The organism is Bradyrhizobium sp. USDA 376, assembly GCF_054063675.1.
In genome coordinates, this window is record NZ_JBSSGN010000001.1 from 7,853,225 (window position 1) to 7,875,380 (window position 22,156).

General features: G+C 66.6%; 16 protein-coding genes. 4 read left to right on the forward strand and 12 right to left on the reverse strand.

Annotated features, from left to right (window positions below):
• The first annotated feature begins 14 nt into the window (after positions 1 to 14).
• Complete coding sequence (locus ACVJ19_RS37040; protein WP_453953975.1) at positions 15 to 1,133, forward strand: hypothetical protein; 1,119 nt, start codon at positions 15 to 17, stop codon at positions 1,131 to 1,133.
• Between the two features lie 90 nt (positions 1,134 to 1,223).
• Here ACVJ19_RS37040 and ACVJ19_RS37045 read toward each other — a convergent pair whose 3' ends face one another.
• Both ACVJ19_RS37045 and ACVJ19_RS37050 read right to left on the reverse strand, forming a co-directional pair.
• Positions 1,224 to 1,823, reverse strand: coding sequence for a DUF2147 domain-containing protein (locus ACVJ19_RS37045; protein WP_453953976.1), 600 nt, complete (start codon positions 1,821 to 1,823; stop codon positions 1,224 to 1,226).
• A gap of 156 nt (positions 1,824 to 1,979) precedes the next feature.
• Entirely contained in the window at positions 1,980 to 3,008 is a 1,029-nt protein-coding gene (locus ACVJ19_RS37050; protein ID WP_453953977.1) for an NAD(P)/FAD-dependent oxidoreductase, read from the reverse strand.
• A 181-nt stretch (positions 3,009 to 3,189) separates the two neighbouring features.
• Between ACVJ19_RS37050 and ACVJ19_RS37055 the strand changes: the two genes are divergently transcribed.
• On the forward strand, positions 3,190 to 3,657 hold the full coding sequence (locus ACVJ19_RS37055; RefSeq protein WP_453953979.1) for an acyl-CoA thioesterase: 468 nt from the start codon (positions 3,190 to 3,192) through the stop codon (positions 3,655 to 3,657).
• A gap of 16 nt (positions 3,658 to 3,673) precedes the next feature.
• On the opposite strand, the gene ACVJ19_RS37060 is transcribed toward ACVJ19_RS37055, so the two are convergent.
• Together ACVJ19_RS37060 and ACVJ19_RS37065 are read right to left on the reverse strand one after the other, a co-directional pair.
• Positions 3,674 to 3,994: a 2Fe-2S iron-sulfur cluster-binding protein gene (locus tag ACVJ19_RS37060; protein WP_027560383.1), complete on the reverse strand. Its 321-nt coding sequence runs from the start codon at positions 3,992 to 3,994 to the stop codon at positions 3,674 to 3,676.
• 174 nt (positions 3,995 to 4,168) lie between these two features.
• Entirely contained in the window at positions 4,169 to 4,543 is a 375-nt protein-coding gene (locus tag ACVJ19_RS37065) for an Hpt domain-containing protein (protein ID WP_211403940.1), read from the reverse strand.
• 397 nt (positions 4,544 to 4,940) lie between these two features.
• Between ACVJ19_RS37065 and ACVJ19_RS37070 the strand changes: the two genes are divergently transcribed.
• Positions 4,941 to 10,724: an apolipoprotein A-IV repeat region-like domain-containing protein gene (locus ACVJ19_RS37070; protein WP_453953980.1), complete on the forward strand. Its 5,784-nt coding sequence runs from the start codon at positions 4,941 to 4,943 to the stop codon at positions 10,722 to 10,724.
• A gap of 72 nt (positions 10,725 to 10,796) precedes the next feature.
• On the opposite strand, the gene ACVJ19_RS37075 is transcribed toward ACVJ19_RS37070, so the two are convergent.
• The 7 genes from ACVJ19_RS37075 to ACVJ19_RS37105 all read right to left on the reverse strand — a co-directional run bounded on the left by ACVJ19_RS37075 (position 10,797) and on the right by ACVJ19_RS37105 (position 19,821).
• A complete protein-coding gene (locus ACVJ19_RS37075) occupies positions 10,797 to 11,450 on the reverse strand; it encodes a response regulator transcription factor (RefSeq protein ID WP_453955279.1) in 654 nt (217 codons plus the stop codon).
• Complete coding sequence (locus tag ACVJ19_RS37080; protein WP_456739496.1) at positions 11,447 to 14,992, reverse strand: hybrid sensor histidine kinase/response regulator; 3,546 nt, start codon at positions 14,990 to 14,992, stop codon at positions 11,447 to 11,449. Before ACVJ19_RS37080 ends, ACVJ19_RS37075 begins: the two co-directional genes overlap by 4 nt.
• Before the next feature lie 149 nt (positions 14,993 to 15,141).
• On the reverse strand, positions 15,142 to 16,632 hold the full coding sequence (gene mctP, locus ACVJ19_RS37085; protein ID WP_453953981.1) for a monocarboxylate uptake permease MctP: 1,491 nt from the start codon (positions 16,630 to 16,632) through the stop codon (positions 15,142 to 15,144).
• Positions 16,622 to 16,798 (reverse strand): DUF3311 domain-containing protein, encoded by a 177-nt coding sequence (locus ACVJ19_RS37090; protein WP_018317353.1) that lies wholly within the window; start codon positions 16,796 to 16,798, stop codon positions 16,622 to 16,624. Before ACVJ19_RS37090 ends, mctP begins: the two co-directional genes overlap by 11 nt.
• A gap of 227 nt (positions 16,799 to 17,025) precedes the next feature.
• A complete protein-coding gene (locus tag ACVJ19_RS37095; RefSeq protein WP_453953982.1) occupies positions 17,026 to 17,898 on the reverse strand; it encodes an MlaD family protein in 873 nt (290 codons plus the stop codon).
• 16 nt (positions 17,899 to 17,914) lie between these two features.
• Complete coding sequence (locus ACVJ19_RS37100) at positions 17,915 to 18,685, reverse strand: ABC transporter ATP-binding protein (RefSeq protein WP_453953983.1); 771 nt, start codon at positions 18,683 to 18,685, stop codon at positions 17,915 to 17,917.
• 2 nt (positions 18,686 to 18,687) lie between these two features.
• Complete coding sequence (locus tag ACVJ19_RS37105; RefSeq protein WP_453953985.1) at positions 18,688 to 19,821, reverse strand: MlaE family ABC transporter permease; 1,134 nt, start codon at positions 19,819 to 19,821, stop codon at positions 18,688 to 18,690.
• Between the two features lie 143 nt (positions 19,822 to 19,964).
• Here ACVJ19_RS37105 and dgcA point away from each other — a divergent pair, with 143 nt between their 5' ends.
• Entirely contained in the window at positions 19,965 to 20,960 is a 996-nt protein-coding gene (gene dgcA, locus ACVJ19_RS37110; protein ID WP_453953986.1) for an N-acetyl-D-Glu racemase DgcA, read from the forward strand.
• On the opposite strand, the gene ACVJ19_RS37115 is transcribed toward dgcA, so the two are convergent.
• Positions 20,930 to 22,126 (reverse strand): MFS transporter, encoded by a 1,197-nt coding sequence (locus ACVJ19_RS37115; protein WP_453953987.1) that lies wholly within the window; start codon positions 22,124 to 22,126, stop codon positions 20,930 to 20,932. The genes dgcA and ACVJ19_RS37115 overlap by 31 nt on opposite strands.
• Between the last annotated feature and the right edge of the window lie 30 nt (positions 22,127 to 22,156).

The window sequence follows — 22,156 nt, forward strand, 5'->3', positions numbered from 1 at the left end:
TGAGTTCGAGAGAGTTGCTCCCTGGCCCGCAGGACGCGACCGATCTGCCCGCAAACCAGGTGCAGTTTGCGCTGGTGATTTCGCGCATGCTGGAGACGGTGAAGGACGACGCGGACGCGAGGCGGCAGATGGTCTACGACCTTGCCCGCTACAAGCTCCAGGAGCAGTTCACCTACGCCGACGCCAGAAACATCGACCAGATGAAGCGCGCGCTCGAGATCGCCATCGAGGAGGTCGAAAAATTCTCGCGTGACGAGGCGCCGCTGGAGCGCCTGCCGCAACTCGCCTCGTCCAAGGAGACCGGCGGTGTTCTGTTGTCCGGCGATGCGACGGTCTTGCCGTCAGGAGTCGGCAGGCCGCGCAGCAAGCTGCCTGCGATCTCGGGCCCGCTGCTTCCGGTGATCAAGCGCACGGCGGCCATCCTGCTTGCCGTCAGCGCAGTGATCCTGATCGTTTCGCAGCGGGACAATATCGCAGCGCTGCGCCGGCAGATCGCCTCCCAGTCCCCGGAGATCGCACTGGTCGCGCCCAAGCCGGAGACGACGATCGCCGTCGCCAGGCCGGAGATGGTGACGCCCGCCGCACCTGCCCCAACACGCGTGCTCCCAACCGACTACGGCATCTACGCCCTGATCGACGACAAGTCGCTGGCGGAGTTGACCGCGACCGGCGTGATGGCGCCCGACATGCGGATTGCGATTTCACCGGAGTTCAGGAAGCCCGATCGGCCACGTTTGCCGAACGGCCGGGTCAAGTTCATCGTCTTCCGTCGCGATGTCGCCAGCGCTATACCCGAACGCGTCGAGGTTCGGGTCGTGGCGAAGATCGCCAGGGAGTTTTCCAGCGACGCCGCCGGCAAGGCGCTCGGCGGCGGAGACGATGTCGGGGTGATCCGCAACTTCTCCTATCCGTTCCGGGTCTCGCCGATTCCGGGGAAGGCCGAGATGCATGAACTCCACGCCGGCGCTTCGGAGCTCGAGCTTCCGCCGGGGCATTACGTCCTGAGCCTGGGAACGCAGGCCTATTATTTCCAGGTCGACGGCGAGATCACCGATCCCCGGCAGTGCCTCGAGCGGGTCGTCGCCGGCAACGGCACCTTCTATGCGCCGTGCAAGAAGGCGCGGACGTATTGACGGTCTCGTAGCCCGGGTGAGCGCAGCGACACCCGGGACTCCCGCATATCGCTTCGCTCATGCGGGCAACACGACAATGCGAAAGCAGCCCTACTGCTTCGGCGCCGGCGCCATCATCGCGCCGCCTTTCTTGGCCGCGGGCGCGGGTGCCGGCTTGGTCGCGGCGGCCTGCGCGGGCAGATATTTGGCGACGATGGCGGGATCGACCTGGGCGATGTTGGTGTCGGGCAGGCGCGTCCAGGTCTCGTCCTTGCCGAGCAGCGCGATGCCGAGATAGCCGCGCAGCGTCAGGGTCTGGCCATCAGGACTGACCTTCATGTTGGCCTTCCAGATCTGGCCGTCGCGCGGATTGAGCACGTTGCCGCCTTCGTACTTCAATCCCTCGCGCTTCATGTTGCGGACGAAGGAGATGCCGAGCACCGGTGCGTTCTTGCGATCGTCGGTGCACTTGCTGCAGACCTCGTTCGGATCGTCGCCGGGCCGCGGGAAGGTCTTGGCGATCACGCCTTCAAAGACGCCGCTGCGGTCGATGAAGAGAAACCATCCGACCGTCTTGCCGTCCTCGACCTTCTGCCAGAGGCCGGCAGCAGTCGGCTCCGCGGTCTGCGCCGCAGACGGGCTCGATGCGCCGAGCAACAGTGCAAGCGCGAGGAAGGGCAGCAGCCGAAAGCTGGAAAAGAGAGTCCGCATTATCATCACCTTGCTGAGCCAATCGCCTTGCTAAGCCAAGACTTTGTCAAGCCAAGACTGCCCTAAGCCAAGTCTGGAATGGCCGCACACTACGGCGATTTCGCGAACGGTTCCAGCACCAGAAACATGGGGCACCGCCTTGCCGCCCCCTCGGCGTCAGTTGACTCCGAGCTTCTTTTGCAGGCTGGACGACGAGGTCGTGTACTGGAACACGAGCCGCTTCTCCGGATAGACATAACGATGGGCTTTTTGCGACATCAGCGCGCCCTCATGGAAGCCGCACAGGATCAGCTTGATCTTGCCGGGATAGGTGTTGATGTCGCCGATGGCAAAGATGCCTGACACGTTGGTCTCGAATGCGCTGGTCTCGACCGGCACCAGATTGTTCTCGAGCGCAATGCCCCAGTTCGCGACCGGGCCGAGCTTCATGGTCAGCCCGAAGAACGGCAGCAAGGTGTCGCAGGCGACCTCGGTGATGCTGTTGTCGTTGCCCTTGACAGTCGCGCCGGTGAGCTTGCCGTCAGCGCCTGAGAGCGCGGTGACCTGGCCGAGCCGCAGATCCATCTTGCCGCCGGCGACCAGGGCGCGCATCTGCTCGACGCTGTGGGGTGCGGCACGAAACTCGTCGCGCCGGTGCAGAAGCGTGATGCGCTTGGCCAGCGGATGCAGGTTGAGCGTCCAGTCGAGCGCGGAATCGCCGCCGCCGACGATGAGCACGTTCTTGTCGCGGAACGTCTCCATCTTGCGCACGGCGTAGTGCACAGAGGTCCCCTCGTAAGCCTCGATCCCCGGCACGGGCGGGCGCTTGGGCTGGAACGAGCCGCCGCCGGCGGCGATCACGACCACCTTGCATTCGAACACCTTGCCGGTGTCCGTGGTGCAGCGGAAGGCGGGATCGCCGATCTTCTCCACGGTCTCGATCATCTCGCCGAGATGGAAGGTCGGATGGAACGGCTTGATCTGCTCCATCAGCGCGTCGGTGAGCCCCTGCCCCGAGACCTGCGGAATGCCGGGAATGTCGTAGATCGGCTTTTCCGGATAGAGCTCGGCGCACTGGCCGCCGACCTTGTCGAGGATGTCGACGAAATGCGCCTTCATGTCGAGAAGGCCGAGCTCGAAGGCGGCGAACAGACCGCAGGGGCCGGCGCCAATAATCAGCACATCGGTTTTGATCACGTCGCTCATGTCGTCTCTTTATCGGTCGTTATCGGTTGGACGGCGCCCGTTGGGCAGAGGTGACCCTGCCTGTCTAGCCAACGGGGATGGAACAGGGAAGGCATAAAAGCGGGATCGCCCCGCAGCCGCACCCACTTGCCGGGCCAAAATAACTGGGCTGTAACGAGGATGATATCACGGAGATCAATCGGTGAACGCACCAGCCCGCCTCGACACGACGCCGCACCTTGAGGACTTTCCGTTTCGCCTCAGTGACAATGTCCGCTTCGGTGACCTTGACCCGAACCAGCACGTCAACAACGCGGTCTACGCCACCTATTTCGAAACCGGCCGTGTCACGCTGATGAAGCTTCCCCAGTACGGGCTGACCCCGCCGGGTCTCGCCTGGATCATGGTGCGGCTCGACATGCATTTCCGCGCCGAGCTGCACTGGCCGAACACGATCGAGCTCGGCCTCGGCGTCGTGAAGTTCGGACGAACGTCAGTGACCTTCGAGCAGGTCGTGTTCTCGAACGGGACGTGCATTGCGTCAGCGACGTCCGTCGGCGTCCTGCTCGACGAGGCGACGCGCCGGCCGGCACCGCTGACCACAGAGGTGATCGAGAAGTTCAGACCCTGGCACAAGCGCGGCATCGAGGTCGCGCCGCCGAGCACCTAGTAATATCGAGGGACGATCAGGCCTGACGTTCCGGCGTCGCCACGACCAGCCCGTCGAGCTCGTCGGAGACCTTGATCTGGCAGGACAGGCGCGAGTTCGGGCGCACGTCGAAGCCGAAATCGAGCATGTCCTCTTCCATCGGCGTCGGGCTGCCGACCTTCTCGCGCCAGGCTTCGTCGACATAGACATGGCAGGTCGCGCAGGCACAGGCGCCGCCGCATTCGGCTTCGATGCCGGGAATGCTGTTGCGGATGGCGGCTTCCATCACGGTCGCGCCGTTCTCGACTTCCACCGTACGGGTTTCGCCCTTGTGGTCGACAAAGTGAATCTTGGCCATGTGTGCTCGTGCTGCCGCGATGTTGGGAATGAAGGAGGGTCCGGGCTGTCCTATAACGGGTCGGTTAGCCCGGCGCCATAGCGTTTTCGAGCGGCGTGGATCCCGGTTTGTGCGCAGAAAACGCGTCAAATCAAACGGCTAGTGCGCTGGCCCCATATTCGTGGGGGCGCCGGTCTAATGCTTCAGGATCGCCGCGATCGCGGCACGGACCTCGGCCACCGCCTCTTTCAGCGCGGCAAGCGCATGGAGCCGGTTGTGGCCGGTCCGGACCGCCGTCTCGAGGCTGGCGGCAGCATCGGCCACCGCAAAGGCGCCGATCCCGCGGGCCGAGCCCTTGAGCGTGTGCGCGAGCGCGCCGGTCTCGGCCGGCAGCGCCGCCATTGCGGCGAGCAGGCGGACGGCCTGCTCGGCGAACATCGCGAGCACTTCCTGTTCCAGTTCAGTGTCGCCGAGCGTCATCCGGGAGAGGTGGTCGAGATCGAGCGGGCTGTCGATGGGCGCAAGCGGGGGCGAGGGCATCCAGTCCATCCGTTGCAGTTCAGGCGTCATGGCGCAGGCCCCGGCATCGCGCGATGGTCCCGCCGGTCCGGCGGTACGGTTCGCCCCAGCCAAGCACGAAAATGGTTAACGAAATGTTTGGGCTGTTTTACGTAATTCCGCCCGTTTATTGACGAAAAGTCGCCGCAATTGACCGAGTTCCGTAGAGAATTTCATTTATTGCTAAGGCGTTACGGCCCGATCCTGTTAACGATGATTAAGATTGTCTTAATCGCAGGCATTTCATTCGCGACGCTCTGCCAATAGGATGTTGCGGAAATTGGCGGACAAGCCGTCCGGGTGGGGACGGCTCGGAGATCCGCATAAGCGGCATGATCCGGTCTGTGGGCTTGCGTAGCGCGCAGGGCTCGCGGGGGGCGTGTACAAGTAACGAGGGCTCGGACTGAACATGGCGAACACTCCCAAAAAGGTCAAAGACCCCACAGAAGTTGCGCTTTCTGCGATCCAGGAGGCCCTGAACATCAGCGACACCGCTGCGGACACCAGCCGCAACGCCGCGATGCGGAGCGAAACGGCGCCTTCGGTGGAGCCTCCTGCGCCCCCGGTCTTCGACGATCCGAGCTTCGAGCCGCGCCCCGCTGCCAACGAACGGTCGACCGTGTTCGACCCGGTCGAGGAGCCGCGCACCACACGCCGCGCCGCCAATGACGACCGCGAGACCATCGGCCAGTTGCTCCAGGCGCTTCAGAGGGGCCGCCCTGCCCGCAGCGTCTATACCTTCGCCACCATCTTCGCCGGCGTCTGGCTCGCCGCCTGTGCGGCGCTGACGGTCGGCTTCCTGCCCTCGATCCAGGCGGCCATGGGCCAGAGCGGCGGCGTGCTCGTCATCGCCGGCCTGATCGCGATGTTCTTCGCGCCGATCATGCTGTTCTACTTCCTGGCGAGCCTCGTCTGGCGCGGCCAGGAAATGCGCATGATCGCGCAGGCGATGGCGCAGGTCGCGATCCGCTTCTCCGAGCCCGAAGGCTCGGCCTCCGATTCCATGGTTACCGTCGGCCAGGCCATCCGCCGCGAGGTCGCGGCGATGGGCGACGGCATCGAGCGCGCGATCGCGCGCGCCGGCGAGCTCGAAACGCTGGTCGCCAACGAGGTCGCCGCGCTCGAGCGCGCCTATAGCGACAACGAAGTGCGCATCCGCGCCCTGCTCCAGGACATCGCGCATCAGCGCGACAACCTGGTCGGCCAGGCCGAGCAGGTCCGCAGCGCCATTTCCGGCGTACAGATCGATCTGCGCCACGACATCGCGCTGATCTCGGACGCGATCGCCTCGCGCGTCGATGAGGTCGCCAAGTCCATCACCGGCGCGCTCGAAGAGCGCGGCGCCCACATCACCAGCGCCTTGAGCAACGCCGGCGACAACATGATCCTGGCGCTCGGCGAGCGCGGCGGCGACCTGCTCGACCGTCTCGAGGAAGCCAGCAACGAGACCACGCGCGCCGTGCTCGACGCCAGCGAGCGGCTGACCACCAGCCTCAACTTCAAGACCGGCCACGTCCACGACGAGTTCGTCGACCTCGCCGACCGCGTCCACGAGATGCTGAACGAGCGCATCGACCGCATCACCGGCGAGTTCGAGCAGCGCTCCGCCGCGATCGTCGACGGCATCTCCGAGCGCACCGAGCAGGTGCACGACAGCCTGAAGAATTCGTCGGACTCGCTGCTGCTCGAGCTCGAGCTGCGCTCCAACGACATTTCCGCCAAGATCGACGACGCCGGCAGCCGCCTCGCCAACCAGATCATGACGAGCGGCGACAAGGCGAGCGATGCGCTCGACGCCACCGTCAACACCCTCGTCGCCAAGGTCGTGAGCCAGACCGAGACCGCGCACGACTCTCTGTCGCTGCAGATGAGCGCCTTCGACGAGCTGGTGAAGAACCAGGGCACCGAGCTGGTCGAGAAGTTCGCCCGCGACTCCGGCACGCTGGGCGCGCTGATCACCCGCCACATCTCCGAGTTCGACCGCACCGTGAAGACCTTCGGCGGCGAGATCGTCGAGCGCATGGGCCAGCGCACCCAGGACATCCACGAGTCGCTGAAGACCTATGTCGACAATTTCGACACCCGCTTCACCTCCAACGGCGGCGAGATCACGGCCTTGCTCGACCAGCGCCTCGTGCAGTTCGAGACCACGATCGGCGAACGCGTCAACCATCTCGACGCCTCGCTGATCGGCAAGATCGCCGGCCTCGACGGTACGATCGAGGGCCACATCAAGACCTTCGACAACCAGCTCGTCGGCCGCGTCGCCGCGCTCGAACAGTCGTTCGATACCCGCGCCAAGTCGATGACCGAGACCATCGACGGCCGCCTCAACACGCTCGCGACGTCGCTCACCGACGGTGCCGCGCAGGCGATCCAGTCGGTCGACTCCCGCCTGACCCACCTTACGACGACGCTGACGGGTGGCGCGACGCAAGCGCTCGAATCCATCGAGTCCCGCCTCAGCCACCTCACGACGTCGCTCACCGACGGCGCAGCGCAGGCCATCGATACGATTGACGGGCGCCTCAACCATCTCACGAACTCGCTGAACGACGGCGCCACGCAGACGATCCAGTCGATCGATACGCGGCTGACGTATCTGACGACGACGCTGACGGGCGGCGCGACGCAGGCGCTCGAATCCATCGACTCCCGCCTCACCTACCTCACCACCGCCGTGACCAACGGCGCCTCGCAGGCCGTGCAGTCGATCGACACCCGCCTCACGCTGCTGACCTCGACGCTCACCGACGGCACCGCGCAGGCGATCGAGGCGGTCGACCGCCGCATCACCGGCGTCACCGAGATCATCGACGGCCGCAGCACGCACCTGACCGACACGGTCACGGCGCGCTTCCAGGACATCCACCAGGCCATCGAGACCAAGGTCGGCTCGGTTGCCAACGACATCGACGTGCGCGTGGCGCAGTTCGAGGACCTGCTCGGCTCGCGCGTCGAGGCCGTCGCCGGCCGTATCGAGAGCAGCGGCCGCCAGGCCAGCGAGGACATGATGTCCCGCGCCGAGATGATCTCGACCGCGATCCGTTCGCATGTCGAGGACGCCGAGCGCTCGCTCACCAACCTCGTCGTCAACACCAGCGAGACGATCCAGACCGGGGCGCGCACCGCCCAGCAGTCGCTGATGACGGTCTCCTCCGACGTCAACGCCCAGCTCAAGATGACCTCGACCGAGGTCGAGCGCGCGCTGACCGCGGTCGGCACCGGCGCCGCCAACTCGATCCTGAGCAGCGCCCGCGAGGCGCAGTCGACCCTGGTTGCGGCCTCGGGCGATGCCTCCACCCAGATCAAGGGACTCGCGGCCGACGTCGAGCGTACGCTGTCGGCGGCGGGTTCCGCCACCGCAGCCTCGATCCTGGCCGGTGCCCGCGAGGTGCAGACCTCGCTCGTCACGGCGTCCTCGGACGCGGCCAACCACGTCAAGACGCTCACCGCCGACGTGCAGCGCTCGCTGTCGATGGCCGGCGCCACCACGGCGGAATCGATCACCGCCGGCGCCCGCGATGCGCAGAGCACGCTGATCGCGGCCTCGACCGAGACCGCCAACCAGATCAAGGCGCTGTCCTCGGACGTGCAGCGCTCGCTCTCGATGGCGGGCACCGCGACGGCCGAGAGCATCATGACCGGTGCGCGCGAGGCGCAGAGCACGCTCGTCAACGCGTCCTCGGATGCGGCAAGCCAGGTCAAGTCGCTCGCAGCCGAGGTGCATCGCTCGCTCTCGCAGGTCGGCCAGACGACCGCCGAGACCATCACAACCAGCGCCCGCGACGCCCAGAGCACCCTTCTTGCTGTCTCCGCAGAACAAACCGGCCAGGTCCGTTCGCTCGCGGCCGAGATGCAGCGCGCGCTGGCGACCGCCGGCGGCGCCACCATCGAGGCGCTCACCAGCGGCGTGCGCGAGGCCCAGGGCACCCTGATCTCCGCCTCGACCGACGCGGCCAGCCAGATCAAGTCGCTGACCACCGACATCGAGCGCACGCTGACCGCGGTCGGCGCCGACACCGCCTCGACCATCCTCAACAGCGCGCGTGAGGCCCAGACCTCGCTGACCTCGACCTCGGCGGATGCCGCAAGCCAGATCCGCACGATCTCGACCGAGATCGAGCGCGCCCTGAGCACGGCCACGACGAACGCGACCAGCGAGATCCAGACCAGCGCGCTGAACGCCCAGAATGCGCTGATCTCCGCCTCCAACGAGGCGAGCTCGCGGGTCAAGTCGAGCTCGGCCGACGTCGAGCGCTCGGTGCTCGCCGCAAGCAGCAGCTTCGGCCAGGCCATGACCGGCAAGACCGACGAGATCGTCACCTATGTGCAGCAGCAGGCTGACCGCCTGTCGAACATGATCGACGCCAAGCGCGGCGCGCTGGTCGATGCGATCGGCTCCAAGAGCAGCCAGCTCACGCTCGACATCGACCGCGTCACCTCCGACGCGCTGAAGTCGATCGAGACGCGCGGCCATGCGTTCTCGCAGACCATGATGGGCAACGGCTCGGAAGTCGCCCGCACCATCAACGCGGCGAGCGAGATGGCGACCGGCGCGGTCGGCAAGTCGCTCAAGGACCTCGAGCAGGCCTCGCGTTCCGCGATCGACCAGTCGCGCCAGGTCTCGATCGCGGCCGTCACCGAGATGCAGGAGACCAGCAAGATCCTGCGCACCGACACGGTCGCCCTGTTCGAGCGGCTGCGCGAAGGCAACATCCTCCTCCAGGAGGTGCTGACCGGGGCGCACGACAACCTCAACTCGCTGGAGCGGGCGCTGGTGACGCGCGTTGCCGACTTCGTCTCGGCGATGAACGACGTCACCTCGCGCAACGGCGCGGCGACGCAGAACCTGGAAGACCAGCTCAACGTGTTCAACAGCAAGACCACGAAGGCGCTCCAGGATCTCGGCGAGCTGTCGACCCAGTTCGACAAGCACGGCAAGGCGCTGGTCGATGCCGCGCAGGTCGTGGAGCAGAGCAACAAGAACACCACCGCCTCGCTCGCCGAGCGCAAGCAGGCGCTGGAATCGCTCGTCACCACGATCGACCTGCGCACGGCCGATCTCGACCAGCGGCTGTCGCGCTTCACCGGCCTGCTCGATGAATCCTTGGCCGCGGCCGAAGAACGTGCCCGCGACATCGCTCGCGTCGTCGCCGAGACCGCCGGCGCAGGCTCGGCCGCGATCACCCGCCAGTTCGAGGCGGTGCGCTCGGCGTCCGAGGAGGAGCACCGCCAGACCATCGAGGCGATGCACGACATCTACCGCCAGACCACCGACGAGGCGGATGCGATGTTCAAGCAGTCGACCGAGAAGTTCACCAACCTCGTCTCCAGCATGAAGCAGATGGCGTTCGAGATGCACAACGAGCTCGAAGCCACCCGCAACGAGCTGCGCCGCGGCGTGCTCGAGATGCCGCAGGAGGCCGCCGAGAGCACTGCGCAGATGCGCAAGGTGATCGTCGACCAGATCGAGGCCCTCGCCGAGCTCAACCGCATCGTGGCCCAGCATGGCCGCGGCCTCGACGTCTCGACGGCGGGCCGCGCTTCTGTCGCCGTCCAGCGTCAGGAAGAGCCGATGATGGCCGCTGTCGGCGGCCGGGCTACCGAGACCCGCATGCGCGACACCGGTAGCGCCTCGACGCTGCCGCCGCCGGACCTCGGCATGCCCGCACCCTCGCGCCGCACCGAAGCGCCGCCGGTTGCGCCTGGCAACAACGACCAGGGCCGTGACGGCTGGCTGTCGGACCTCTTGAACCGCACGGACGCCAATCAGGGCGCTCCGGCCGGACGTGAGGCTCCCCGCGGCCGTGCTGCTGCGCCCGCACCGCAGCCGCAGGCCCCGCAGGCCAGCAGCAATCCGCTGGAATCGCTGTCGCTCGACATCGGCCGGCTGATGGACCGCAACCTCGCCGCCGAGATGTGGGACCGCTACCAGCGCGGCGAGAACAAGGCCTTCACCAAGCGCCTCTACACGCCCGCCGGCCAGAAGGCCTTTGACGAGGTCGCCCGCAAGTACCGCGCCGACCGCAACTTCAAGGGCACGGTCGACCGCTACGTCGCCGAGTTCGAGCGCCTGCTCGACGAAGTCGCCCGCGACGGCCGCGGCCCGCAGGAGCTGCGCGGCCACCTGACCTCGGAGACGGGCCTGGTGTACACCCTGCTCGCCCACGCGGCGGGCCGGCTGGGGTGAAACGGCAATAGCCAATGACGAACAGGGAAACGGAGGCCTCGCGGCCTCCGTTTTCGTTTGGACGTGGAAGGTTCAATTGCCCCCGGGCTGGGCGAACGACAGCCGCTCGGCCAGGACGGCGGCCTGCGTCCGTGAGCCGACGCCGAGCTTGCGCAGGATGGTCGAGACATGGCCCTTCACGGTCTGCTCGGCGATATCGAGCTCGCCCGCGATCTGCTTGTTGAGCTTGCCTTCGACGATCATCGCGAGAATGCGCAGCTGCTGCGCCGACAGCGTCGCCATTCGCGCGGCCAGCTCGACATCGGCGCTCTGGATCGAGCCGCGACCGCCGACATTGGGCGGCATCCAGATTTCACCGGCGAGGATTTTCGTGATCGCATCCGCCATCTCGGGCAGGCTGAGCGATTTCGGAATGTAACCGGACGCGCCATAGGCAATGGCGCGGCGGATCGTGGCGGCGTCCTGCCGTGCCGAGATGATCGCCACCGGCACGGTCGGGAATTGCGCCGACAGGATGAACAGCGCGGCAAATCCCTGGATGCCCGGCATCGTCAGGTCCCACAGGATCAGGTCGATCTCGTCGGACTGGGCCGACAGCACGCTCAGCGCCTCGTCGAGAGACTGGCAGGCGATGATGTCGAGATCGGGCAGCACGGTCGAAAGCGCGCTGCGCAAGGCAGCCTGGACCAGCGGATGATCGTCGCCGATCAGGATGCGCATTGTCAGGGAGTCTCCTGTTTCGTCGCGAGCTGCCGGCTCAAGGCTTCGCTGCCGAGGAAGCGCCGCAGCGCCGCCGGCTTGACCGGCTTCGACAGGATCTCGCAGCCGCGCGCCCTCGCCTCCTGGCGCACCGCCTCGCTGCGATCGGCCGTGACGATCAGCGCGCGGACGTCGCGCCCCGACTTCTGCCTGAGATCGTCGAGAAAGTCCAAGCCGCTGCGACCGCCGTCGAGGTGATAATCGAGCAGCACGAGGTCCGGCGGATGGGCTCCGGCGGCCGCCATCGCTGCGCCCGCGTCCGCGGCGACCAGCACATGGTGCCCCCATCCGCCGAGCAGTGCCGTCAGGCCGTCGAGAATGGCCGCCTCATTGTCGAGGCACAGGATCGTCAGCGCGCGCTCCGCGACTGCGGGCGGCGCATTTGCCGGCTTGCGCTGAAGCGGCGTTCCCGCTCCGCGCGCCAGCGGCACCGTGACGGCAAAGCACGAGCCCTGTCCGGGCCGCGATCGGACGTCGACGGGATGGCCCAGGAGCCGCGATACACGGTCCACGATCGCAAGGCCGAGGCCAAGGCCCTTCTCCGATCCGGGCGCCAGACGCTGGAACTCCTCGAAGATCCGTTTCTGATCCTCCGCCGCGATCCCGACGCCGGTGTCCCAGACCTCGATGCGCAGATCGCCGCCGCGCCGCCGGCAGCCGAGCAGGATACGGCCCTTCGGCGTGTAGCGCAGCGCGTTCGACAGCAGGTTCTGCAGGATCCGCCGCAGGAAATGCGGATCGCTGCGCACCGCCAGCTCGCAATCGACGACGCGCAGGACAAGCCCGCGCTCGCGCGCCATCGCCGAGAACTCCACCTTCAGCTGCACGAGCAGATCGGCGATCGGGAAGTCGAACGGCTCGGCGCGAACGGCACCGGCGTCATAGGAGGAGATGTCGAGCAGCCGGTCGAGCACATGCTCGGTCGAGCGCAGCGCCGTGATCGCGCTGCTCGCCAGATTGCGCTCCTTCTCTGCTCCGCCGGATGGCGTCGCAGCGTGCAGGCTCTCGTCGAGCGCGGACAGGAACAGTCGCGCCGCGTTCAGCGGTTGCAGCAGATCGTGGCTGGCCGCCGCCAGGAAGCGGGTCTTGCCGTGATTGGCCTGCTCGGCCTCCGCCTTGGCCTGCTCGAGCGCCTCGGTTCGCTCGCGGACACGCAGCTCGAGACCCTCATTGGCCCGCCGCAGGGCTTCCGCCGCGCGATGACGCTCGGTGACGTCGGTATAGGTCGAGACGTAGCCGCCCTCCGCGATGCGATCGTAGACGATCTCGAGCACGGTGCCGTCGGGCCGCTTGCGCTCGTACCGATAGGGCCAGCTTTGCGTCGCGACATCGCGATTGACGAGGAGCGCTGCGAATTCGGAGGCGGCATATTCGCCGCGCTCGACGTTGAAGGCGATCAGCTCCGCCAGCGGAAGGCCGACGCGCACGAAGTCCGGCGGCAGGTCCAAAAGCGCGATGAAGCGGCCGTTCCAGGCCGTGATGTTGAAATCGGCGTCGAACGCGCAGATACCCTGCGGCACGCTTTCGAGCGTGCTCTGCAGAAGCGTGCGGTTGAAGCGCAACGCCTCGGAGGCCTCGTCCAGCATCGCCATCGCCTCCCGCCGCGACAGCGAGTGCCCTTCCAGCGACGCCGCGATCACCACCCGCGCCGACGCCGCGCCGATCGCACCGGCGAGAAGGTTCTCCGTGAAGCGGACCGAGTCGAGATCGACGAGGCCCGACGGATCGAGACGCGGCCCGGCACCGGTCGTGCGAGCAGCCAGATAACCGTCGAATGCCGCCGCGCCCCGCTCCACGCCGACAAAGCGCAGCGTCAGCGCGCGGAGATCGTCGAGACGGATCACCACGCGCGACGACAGTTTTGGAACGATCTCGCGGACGACGCCGTCGGCAAACGCTGCGGCCTGGTTGCGCTCGACGGTCGATTGCCGTCCGAACGCGGAGAATGCCAGGAAACAGGCGAGGTTGGCGGCAAGGCTCCACAGCGTGGCATGCGAGATCGGATCGAGCCCTTCCAGTCCGAACAGCGCGTTCGGCTTGAGCCAGGCGAGCTGCCAGGGGCCATGGCGCACGACCTCCTCGACCCCGGGCCAGAGCGGCGCGGCCGAGGGAAGCAGCAGCGTATAGGCCCAGATGCAGAATCCGGCCGCGATCCCGACCGACGCGCCGACCTTGTTGGCGCGCGGCCAGAACAAGCCTCCGACGAAGGCCGGTCCGAACTGCGCGACCGCAACGAACGACAACAGACCGATCACGGTGAGCGGATAGGACTGGTTGACCAGGCGGTGCATCAGGTAGGCGAGCAACAGGATCCCGAGGATCGAGAACCGGCGCACGGCCACCAGCACCGAGGTCATCGGCCGGCTTTGCGCACGCAGGCCGAAGAACCGCGAGCGCAGCAGCAACGGCATGATGACGTCGTTGCAGAGCATCGTGCTCAGCGCGACGGACGTCATGATCACCATGCCGGTGGCGGCCGACAGCCCGCCCAGGAAGGCGACCAGGCTGACGGCGCCGGCATCCGCCGCGATCGGCAGTGAAATGACGTAGGTGTCGGGATCCATCATGGCGCCGAACCTCGTGAGCCCCGCCGCGGCGATCGGCAGGATCAGCAGGCTGAACAGCGCAAGGTAACCCGGGTAGAGCCATGCCGCGGTGCGCGTATGCGACGGCGCCTCGTTCTCGACGACGGCCACATGAAATGCCTGCGGCAGGCACAGGAAGGCGATGGCGGAGATGATGATCGTCGAAGGCCAGACCGGCTGCGTCGGGTCGAAGCTCAGGATTCCCGCCAATTGCGGATCCGACTTGAACTGCGACAGCAGTGCGGCCGGCCCGCCTGATAGTCCGAACAGCACGAACAACGCAACGATCAGGAATGCGACCAGCTTGACGACGCTCTCGAAGGCGATCGCGAGCATCAGCCCGCGATGGTGCTCGCTGGCGTGAACATGCCGGACGCCGAACACGATCGCGAACAGCGCCATCGATGCCGCCACGCCGAATGCGGAGTCCTGCCAGAACAGCAGCGCCTCGCCGCCGGCCCGCTCGGGCTGCAGGATCAGATAGTCAAAACTCTTGCCGACCGCCTTGAGCTGAAGCGCGATGTAGGGAAGCACGCCAAGCAGCGAGGCGAGCGTCACGAAGGCCGCCAGCACCTGACTCTTGCCGTAGCGCGCGGCGATGAAGTCCGCGATCGAGGTGACGTTCTGCGCCTTCGCGATCGCGATCACCTTGGACAGCAGCCTCTGCCCGAACAGCAGCACCAGGGTCGGGCCGATATAGATCGTGGCGAAGTCCAGACCGCTGGTGGCGGCGCGCCCGACCGACCCGTAGAAGCTCCACGAGGTGTTGTAGACCGCAAGCGTCAGGCAATAGCTGATCGCGGCCGCCCAGGAGTTCGGCGAAACCAGCGGCCCGCCGGCGCTCCGCCGGTCGCCCCACCAGGCAACCAGGAACAGCGTGGTCACATAGCCGGCAGCGACCGCAAGAACGAACCACGCCTGCAAGACATCCTCACCCGAGACCGTCCGATCCGCCCGCGACGAGCGGGGCCGGAGCGCGGGCAGATACTAGAGCGTTTTCAATTGCATGGAAGGCTATTCATTCCGGAGAAGACCGGCGGCCGGGGATCTCCGGCCGCCAGTGGCAGGTCACTTCAGGCCGCCTCGCGGGACAGCCGCTCCTGAGGCGTGCGCTTGAGCACCAAGTTGACCACGACGGCAACCACGATGTTGAGCGCGAGCGCCAGGAGGCCGGTGTAGATCGCAACCGGGCCTGTGCCGAAATCGACGCCGTGCAGCGGCTTCAACCCGTCCGACCAGGCCAGCCACGATCCGCCTGCGAGGCCGACGGCCCAGCCGGCCAGGAGCGCGGTGCTCGAGAACCAGTTCAGATAGAGACCGAACACCAGCGCGGGCAGCGTCTGGAGGATCCAGAGGCCTCCGAGCAGCTGCAGGTCGAGCGCGAACTGCGTCGGCATCAGCAGGATGGCGAGCAGCGCGCCGACCTTCACCAGCATGGAGGTGATCTTGGCGACCTTCGCCTCACCGGCCGGCGTCACCTTCGGATCAACCCACACCTTCCAGAAGTTGCGGGTGAACAGGTTGGCCGCGCCGATGCTCATCACCGCCGCCGGCACCAGCGCGCCGATGGCGATCGCTGCGAAGGCGAAGCCCGCGAACCAGCTCGGGAACAGCGTCTTGAACAGCTCGGGCACGACGTCGTTGTTGCTGGCGAGCTTGAGCCCCGCCGCATGACCCATGTAACCCAGCAGCGCGAGCAGCCCGAGCAGCAGCGTATAGGCCGGCAGCAGCATCGCATTCTTGCGAATCGTGTTGCCGCCCGAGGACGCGAAGATGCCGGTCAGCGTATGCGGGTACATGAAGGCGGCTAGCGCCGAGCCGAGCGCCAGCGAGGCGTATGGCACGATCTGCGCCGGCGACAGCAGGGTGCCGCCCGAGCCCTTCGCGGCAAAGGCCGCATCCGCCGCGGTGAAGATCGCGCCGTACCCGCCGAGCTTGGACGGCACGATCGCGATCGCGGCGATCACCACGATGTAGATCATGATGTCCTTGACGAAGGCGATCAGCGCCGGTGCGCGCAGGCCCGACGAATAGGTGTAGAGCGCCAGCACCAGGAAGGCGAGGACGAGCGGCACCTCGCCGTGAAGGCCGAGCGCCTTGATCGCCACTTCCATGCCGATGAGCTGGAGCGCGATGTAGGGCATCGTCGCCAGCACGCCGGTGGCCGCAACGGCGAGCTCGAGCCCGCGCGAGCCGTAGGCACCGCGCACCACATCGCCCGCGGTGACGTAGCCGCGCTCCTTGGCGACCTTCCACAACACCGGCATCACCGCGAACACGAAGGGATAGACGATGATGGTGTAAGGCAGCGCGAAGAAGCCGTAGGCGCCGACCGCATAGACCAGCGCCGGAACGGCGATCACGGTGTAGGCGGTGTAGAAGTCGCCGCCGACCAGGAACCAGGTGATCCAGGTCCCGAACTTGCGGCCGCCGAGGCCCCACTCGTCGAGATGGGCCAGCGTCTCCGGCTTGCGCCAGCGCGACGCCACGAAGCCCATGCCGGTGACGAGGATGAACAGTGCGAGGAATACGGCGAACGCCGCGCTATCGACATCAGTCAGCACGACGCACGCTCCTGTACACGATGTAGGTGAGCAGCGAGGTCAGCGGCACCCAGGCGAGCTGGTACCAGTAGAAGAAGGGAAAGCCGAACAGATGCGGCTCCCTTATATTGTAGAATGGCACGATCATCAGGCCGATGAACGGCAACAACAGCAACAGGCGTACCACGCGCTCTCCTCCCCTGTGAGTGAAGTCGACGCGCCTTTTCGTGGGCGCGACTTGAGCGCGATATAGCTGACAACGACGGCCAGCCCCTCCCCTACCTTGGCTCGGCCGGACCCCCATACTTTCGTATCGTCACTGGACCGTCGCCGTCCCGAGCGGCGCGCACGCCGCGGTCATCGCGCGACGTCGATGCGTATCGCGCGTGAGACGAGTGATGGACGAAGGGACTGCTACTGTCTGCGGCGCTCGTTCGCCGCCGGCTTCGGCGGTTCGGGCGGCGGAGCGGCTTGCGATGAGTTGCTGGCGCCGAACAGCACGCGGGTCGGGTTGCGATCGAAATTGTTCACGGCGCGGCTGATGTCGCCCAGCGTGCGGCGGCCGTCGGAAATCAGTGCACCTGAGCGCTTGTCGAAATCGTCGGCGAGTTCGCGGATCGACTTCACCGCCTGGAACAATTCGCCACCGTCCTTGCCGCCGGCCAGCGTGTTGAGGCCGAGCATGAGGCTGTCGGCCTTGAGCATCACGCCGTCGACCTTGGCCATCACGCCGTCGATCTTCTCGGAATTGCGCGCCAGCGAGTTGGTGAAGGTCTCCAGGTTCTTCAGCGAGTTCTTCACCGATTCCTGGTTGTCGGCGACGATCTTGTTGATGTTCTGCAGCGTGCCGCGGATCGCCTCGGTGACGTCCTGGAGCTTGTTGGGGTCGGCCGTCAGCGTCGGGATGCCGTCCTCGTCGAGCGGCGGCGGCGGAGCCGCCTCCTCACCGCCCTTGAGCGAGATCGCGGCGACGCCCGTGAGGCCCTGGAATTCGAGGCCGACCAGGGTGTCCTTGCGGATGGGGGCGTTGTTCTCGACCATGGCGAGTGCGACAACCCGCCGCGGGTTGTCCAGCTTCACCGAGACCACTTCACCCACCCTGATACCGTTGAAATTGACGCTGCCGCCGTTGCGCAGGCCCGCCGCCGGGCCCTCGAACACGACACGCAGCGGGCTGCGCTGCTTGGTGGTGTGCAGCGACTGGAACCAGAGCACGAAGCCGATCGCCGCGGCGATCACCGCCAGCGTGAACGATCCGATCAGGACGTAATTCGCCCGCGTTTCCATCAAGTGCTCCGGCTACTCAACTCATGACCGCGCGGGCGCGCTTGCCATGGAAATACTGCCTCAGCCAGGGATGCTGCGAGGCCTGCATGTCGGCGATCGACCCTGCCGCAATGATCTTACCGTTCCCTAAAACGGCGATGCGGTCGCAAGCGGTGTAAAGGCTGTCGAGATCGTGGGTTACCATGAAAACGGTCAGACCCAAAGTGCGCTGGAGCGTCCGCACCAGCTCGTCGAAATCTCCGGCGCCGATCGGATCGAGACCCGAGGTCGGCTCGTCCAGGAACACGAGGTCCGGATCGAGCGACAGCGCGCGTGCGAGCGCGACGCGCTTGATCATGCCGCCCGAGAGTTCCGACGGGAAACGCTCGGCGACTTCGGGCTTGAGCCCGACCATGGTCAGCTTGGCCATGGTGATCTCGTCCATCAGCCGCTGCGACACGCGAAGATATTCGCGCATCGGAAACTGGATGTTCTGCCGCACGGTCAGCGAGGAGAACAACGCGCCCTGCTGAAACAGCACGCCCCAGCGCCGCTCGACATTGCGCCGCTGCGACGCGCTGGAGGAATCGAGATCAACGCCGAACACTTCGATGCTGCCCGCGACCTTCGGCACCAGGCCGATGATGGTGCGCGTCAGCACCGACTTGCCCGCGCCGGAAGGACCGACGAAGCCGAGGATCTCGCCGCGCTTGACGTCGAGATTGAGGCCGTCGAGCACGCGCGTCGTGCCGAACTGCACGGTGATGTCGCGGACGCGGATGATGGGATTTTGAATTTCGCCAGCCATCGTTACATCCCGATCGAGGCGAAGAAGATGGCGAACACGCCGTCCATGACGATGACGAAGAAGATACCCTTCACCACCGATGCCGTGGTGTGCTGCCCCAGCGACTCCGCGCTGCCCTGCACCGCGAGCCCCTCGACGCAGGCGACGATGCCGATCACGGCGGCCATGACCGGTGCTTTCACGATGCCGACGATGAAATGGTCGATCGAGATGGCGTCGCGCAGGCGCAGCAGGAAAGCTTCGGGATCGACGCCGCCATAGAGCCAGGCGACGAGGCCGCCGCCATAGAGCGCGGCCATGGCGCCGAGGAAGGCGAGAATCGGCAGCGCCAGCACCAGGGCCAGCATACGCGGCAGCACCAGCACCTCGATCGGGTCGAAGCCCATCGTGCGCAGCGCGTCGATCTCTTCGCGCATCTTCATCGAGCCGAGCTCGGCGGTGTAGGCGCTGCCCGAACGTCCGGCGACCATGATCGCGACCAAGAGCACCCCGATCTCGCGCAAGACCAGCACGCCGAGCATGTCGACGACGAAGATGTCGGCGCCGAAGCGGCGGAAGTGGAAAATACCCTGTTGCGCGATGATGCAGCCGATCAGGAAGGTGATCAGCACGATGATCGGCACCGCGCGCCAGCAGACCTGCTCCATGTGGTGCACGGTCGAGGTCAGGCGGAATGAGCGCGGGTGGATCAGTACGCGCAAGCCCGCCGCGAGCACCGCGCCGAGCATGTCGATCAGGCCCGCCACGGTGCCGCCGACGCCGGCCACGGCGCGGCCGATCTGCTCCAGCATGCCGGTGATGGTGATCGTTGAGGTCTCGACCACGGGCGTCGCCCGGACCCGCCGCACCTCGTCCACGAGGCTCGAATAATTGGCCGACAGCCCTGCGATCTGCGCCTCGACCGCGCCTTGCGTCAGGCTGCGGCGCAGCCGCTCGATCAGCCAGGCGCCGAACGTGTCGAGCTTGGCGACCTCGGAGACGTCGATGAAGATGCTTTGCGGACCGCCGGCGAGCTTCTCGGCATCCGCCACCATCCGCTCCAGGACCGGCGCGAAGCTCGCGGTCCAGGTTCCGGTGGCGCAGAGTGCCAGCGCGTTGCCCTTCGCAATCCGTTCCAGCTTCGGATCGCTACTCAAGATGTCCGCTCCCGCGCCGGGGCGCAAGAAACAGATGAATTCAGATAGTTGCGCACGCGCCCTTACCCAGAGAAGGTATCCCCAAGTGGTTAATGTTAGTTGCTACAGGTAACTAGCAGGTTCAGATTTCGCCAGAGTTCAAAATGACTTCCAGCAAAGTTCCGGCACTTCGGGCGCGAATCGAGCGCTTTCCCATCGCCGGCAGCTTCACGATCAGCCGGGGCGCCAAGACCGAGGCCGTCACGGTTGTGGCCGAAGTGAGCCGGAACGGCCTCACCGGCCGCGGCGAATGCGTGCCCTATCCCCGTTATGGCGAGACACCCGAGGCGACCCTTGCCGCCATTGAGGCCATGCAGGCGGCCGTCGCCGGCTGCCTGACCCGGCAGGCCCTGCAGGCCGCCATGCCCCCGGGCGCGGCCCGCAACGCGCTGGATTGCGCCCTGATCGACCTGGAGGCCAAGGCGGCCGGCCGGCGGGCCTGGAGCCTGCTCGATCGCCCGGTGCCCGGGATGCGCACCACGGCCTATACGATCTCGCTGGGCACGCCCGAGGCCATGGCTGCGGCCACCGCCAAAGCGGCGCACCGGCCGCTGCTCAAGATCAAGCTCGGCGGCGACGGCGACCCGGAGCGCATCGCGGCCGTGCGCAAGGCGGCTCCGGAGTCCGAGCTGATCGTCGATGCCAACGAGTCCTGGACCGAAGCCAATCTGGAACACAATCTCGCCGCCTGCGCCGCCGCCGGCGTTACCCTCGTGGAGCAGCCGCTGCCATCAGGCAAGGACGAGGCGCTGGCGCGGATCCGGCGGCCGCTTGCGGTCTGCGCCGACGAGAGCGTGCATGATCGCTCCTCGCTCGGGCCCCTGCGCGAGCGCTACGACGCCGTGAACATCAAGCTCGACAAGACCGGCGGCCTCACAGAGGCGCTCGCGATGGCCGACGCCGCGCAGGCGCTCGGCTTCGAGATCATGATCGGCTGCATGGTCGCGACCTCGCTGTCGATGGCCCCCGCCATGCTGGTGACGCCGCAGGCGCGCTTCGTCGATCTCGACGGTCCCCTGCTGCTGGCGCGCGACCGCGATCACGGCCTGCGCTATGACGGCAGCCTGGTCTATCCGCCGGAGTCTTCGCTCTGGGGATGAGCTATGAGCCGGTGCCGCGCCGACCAGATCACAAGCGCGCCGGCCGCGGCCATTGCCGCCATCACGTAGTACAGGCCATCGCCGATGCGGGCGTAGATCGCGCCTGACGCGATCGAGGTCACAGCGCCCAAGAGCCCGCTGCATGCGGCGTAGTAGCCCTGCCCCCGCGCGAGCTGATGCGAGGGCACGCGCTGCACCAAGAGGTTCATGGTGCCGACGATGGTCATGCCGAAGGTGAGCCCATGGCCGAGCTGCACGATCGCGAGCAGCGCGAGCGGCGGCTCGTTGGCGGTGACGATCCAGCGCACCACGGCGCTTAAGCCCCCGATCGCCATCATCGTGGACGGATGCAGCAGGAAGCGCGGCGACAGCGCGAACACGACGATCTCGGCGATCACGCCCAGCGTCCACAGCCCTGCGATCGTCAGCCCACTGATCCCATGGAGCTGCCAGTTGATGGCCGAGAAGGTGTAATAGGCGACGTGGCTGCCCTGGATCAGCGCCGCCGAGGCGATGAGTGCCCAGAAGCCGCCGTCGCGCAGCAGCGCCGTGTCGGGGCGCGTCCCGGCGCTCTTGCGCCTGATGTCGTCGAGCGGCTGAAGCAGCAGGCTGGCGAGCACCGCAACGACCGCCCAGGCCACGATCACCCAGATCAGGTCGCGCGCCGCGATGATGTCGACGAAATAGCCGCAGGCGAGCGAGCTGGCGGCGAACGCCGCCGAGCCCCACAGCCGCAAGGGCCCGTAGTCGAGACCGTAACGGGCGACGCCGCGCAGCGCGTAGGCATCGGTGAGCGGGGTCGACGGCGTCCACATCATGCAGGTGAGCGCGTAGATCAGGAACAGCGCCAGCGGCTGCTGCTGCAAGCCCACCGCCGCAAAGCCGATCGCGGTCGCCAGCACCGACAGCATCATGCCGGCACGAATGGCATGCCGCTTTTCGGCAAAGGCGGTGATCTGCGGCAGCGTGGTGAAGCGCGTGATCGCCGGCAGCGCATTGATGAGGCCGATCCAGGCCGCGTCGATGCCGATTGCCTTCAGCCAGACCGGGAAGAACGGAAGCTGCGTGCCCGACACCGCGAACAGTGCCGAATAGAACAGGGCGAGGCTCACGGCGAATCGCCGCTTCACGGCGGCGGGCGTGGGGATTTGTGATTCGGACTGCATCAAACCAATTGCGATTCGGTCGATATCGTG

Bases quoted from the DNA above. Each gene is read 5' to 3' on its own strand.
- ACVJ19_RS37045 (WP_453953976.1), bottom strand. From the start codon at position 1,823: ATGCGGACTCTCTTTTCCAGCTTTCGGCTGCTGCCCTTCCTCGCGCTT.
- ACVJ19_RS37050 (WP_453953977.1), bottom strand. From the start codon at position 3,008: ATGAGCGACGTGATCAAAACCGATGTGCTGATTATTGGCGCCGGCCCC.
- ACVJ19_RS37115 (WP_453953987.1), bottom strand. From the start codon at position 22,126: ATGCAGTCCGAATCACAAATCCCCACGCCCGCCGCCGTGAAGCGGCGA.
- ACVJ19_RS37065 (WP_211403940.1), bottom strand. From the start codon at position 4,543: ATGACGCCTGAACTGCAACGGATGGACTGGATGCCCTCGCCCCCGCTT.
- ACVJ19_RS37070 (WP_453953980.1), top strand. From the start codon at position 4,941: ATGGCGAACACTCCCAAAAAGGTCAAAGACCCCACAGAAGTTGCGCTT.
- ACVJ19_RS37100 (WP_453953983.1), bottom strand. From the start codon at position 18,685: ATGGCTGGCGAAATTCAAAATCCCATCATCCGCGTCCGCGACATCACC.
- ACVJ19_RS37095 (WP_453953982.1), bottom strand. From the start codon at position 17,898: ATGGAAACGCGGGCGAATTACGTCCTGATCGGATCGTTCACGCTGGCG.
- ACVJ19_RS37060 (WP_027560383.1), bottom strand. From the start codon at position 3,994: ATGGCCAAGATTCACTTTGTCGACCACAAGGGCGAAACCCGTACGGTG.
- dgcA (WP_453953986.1), top strand. From the start codon at position 19,965: ATGACTTCCAGCAAAGTTCCGGCACTTCGGGCGCGAATCGAGCGCTTT.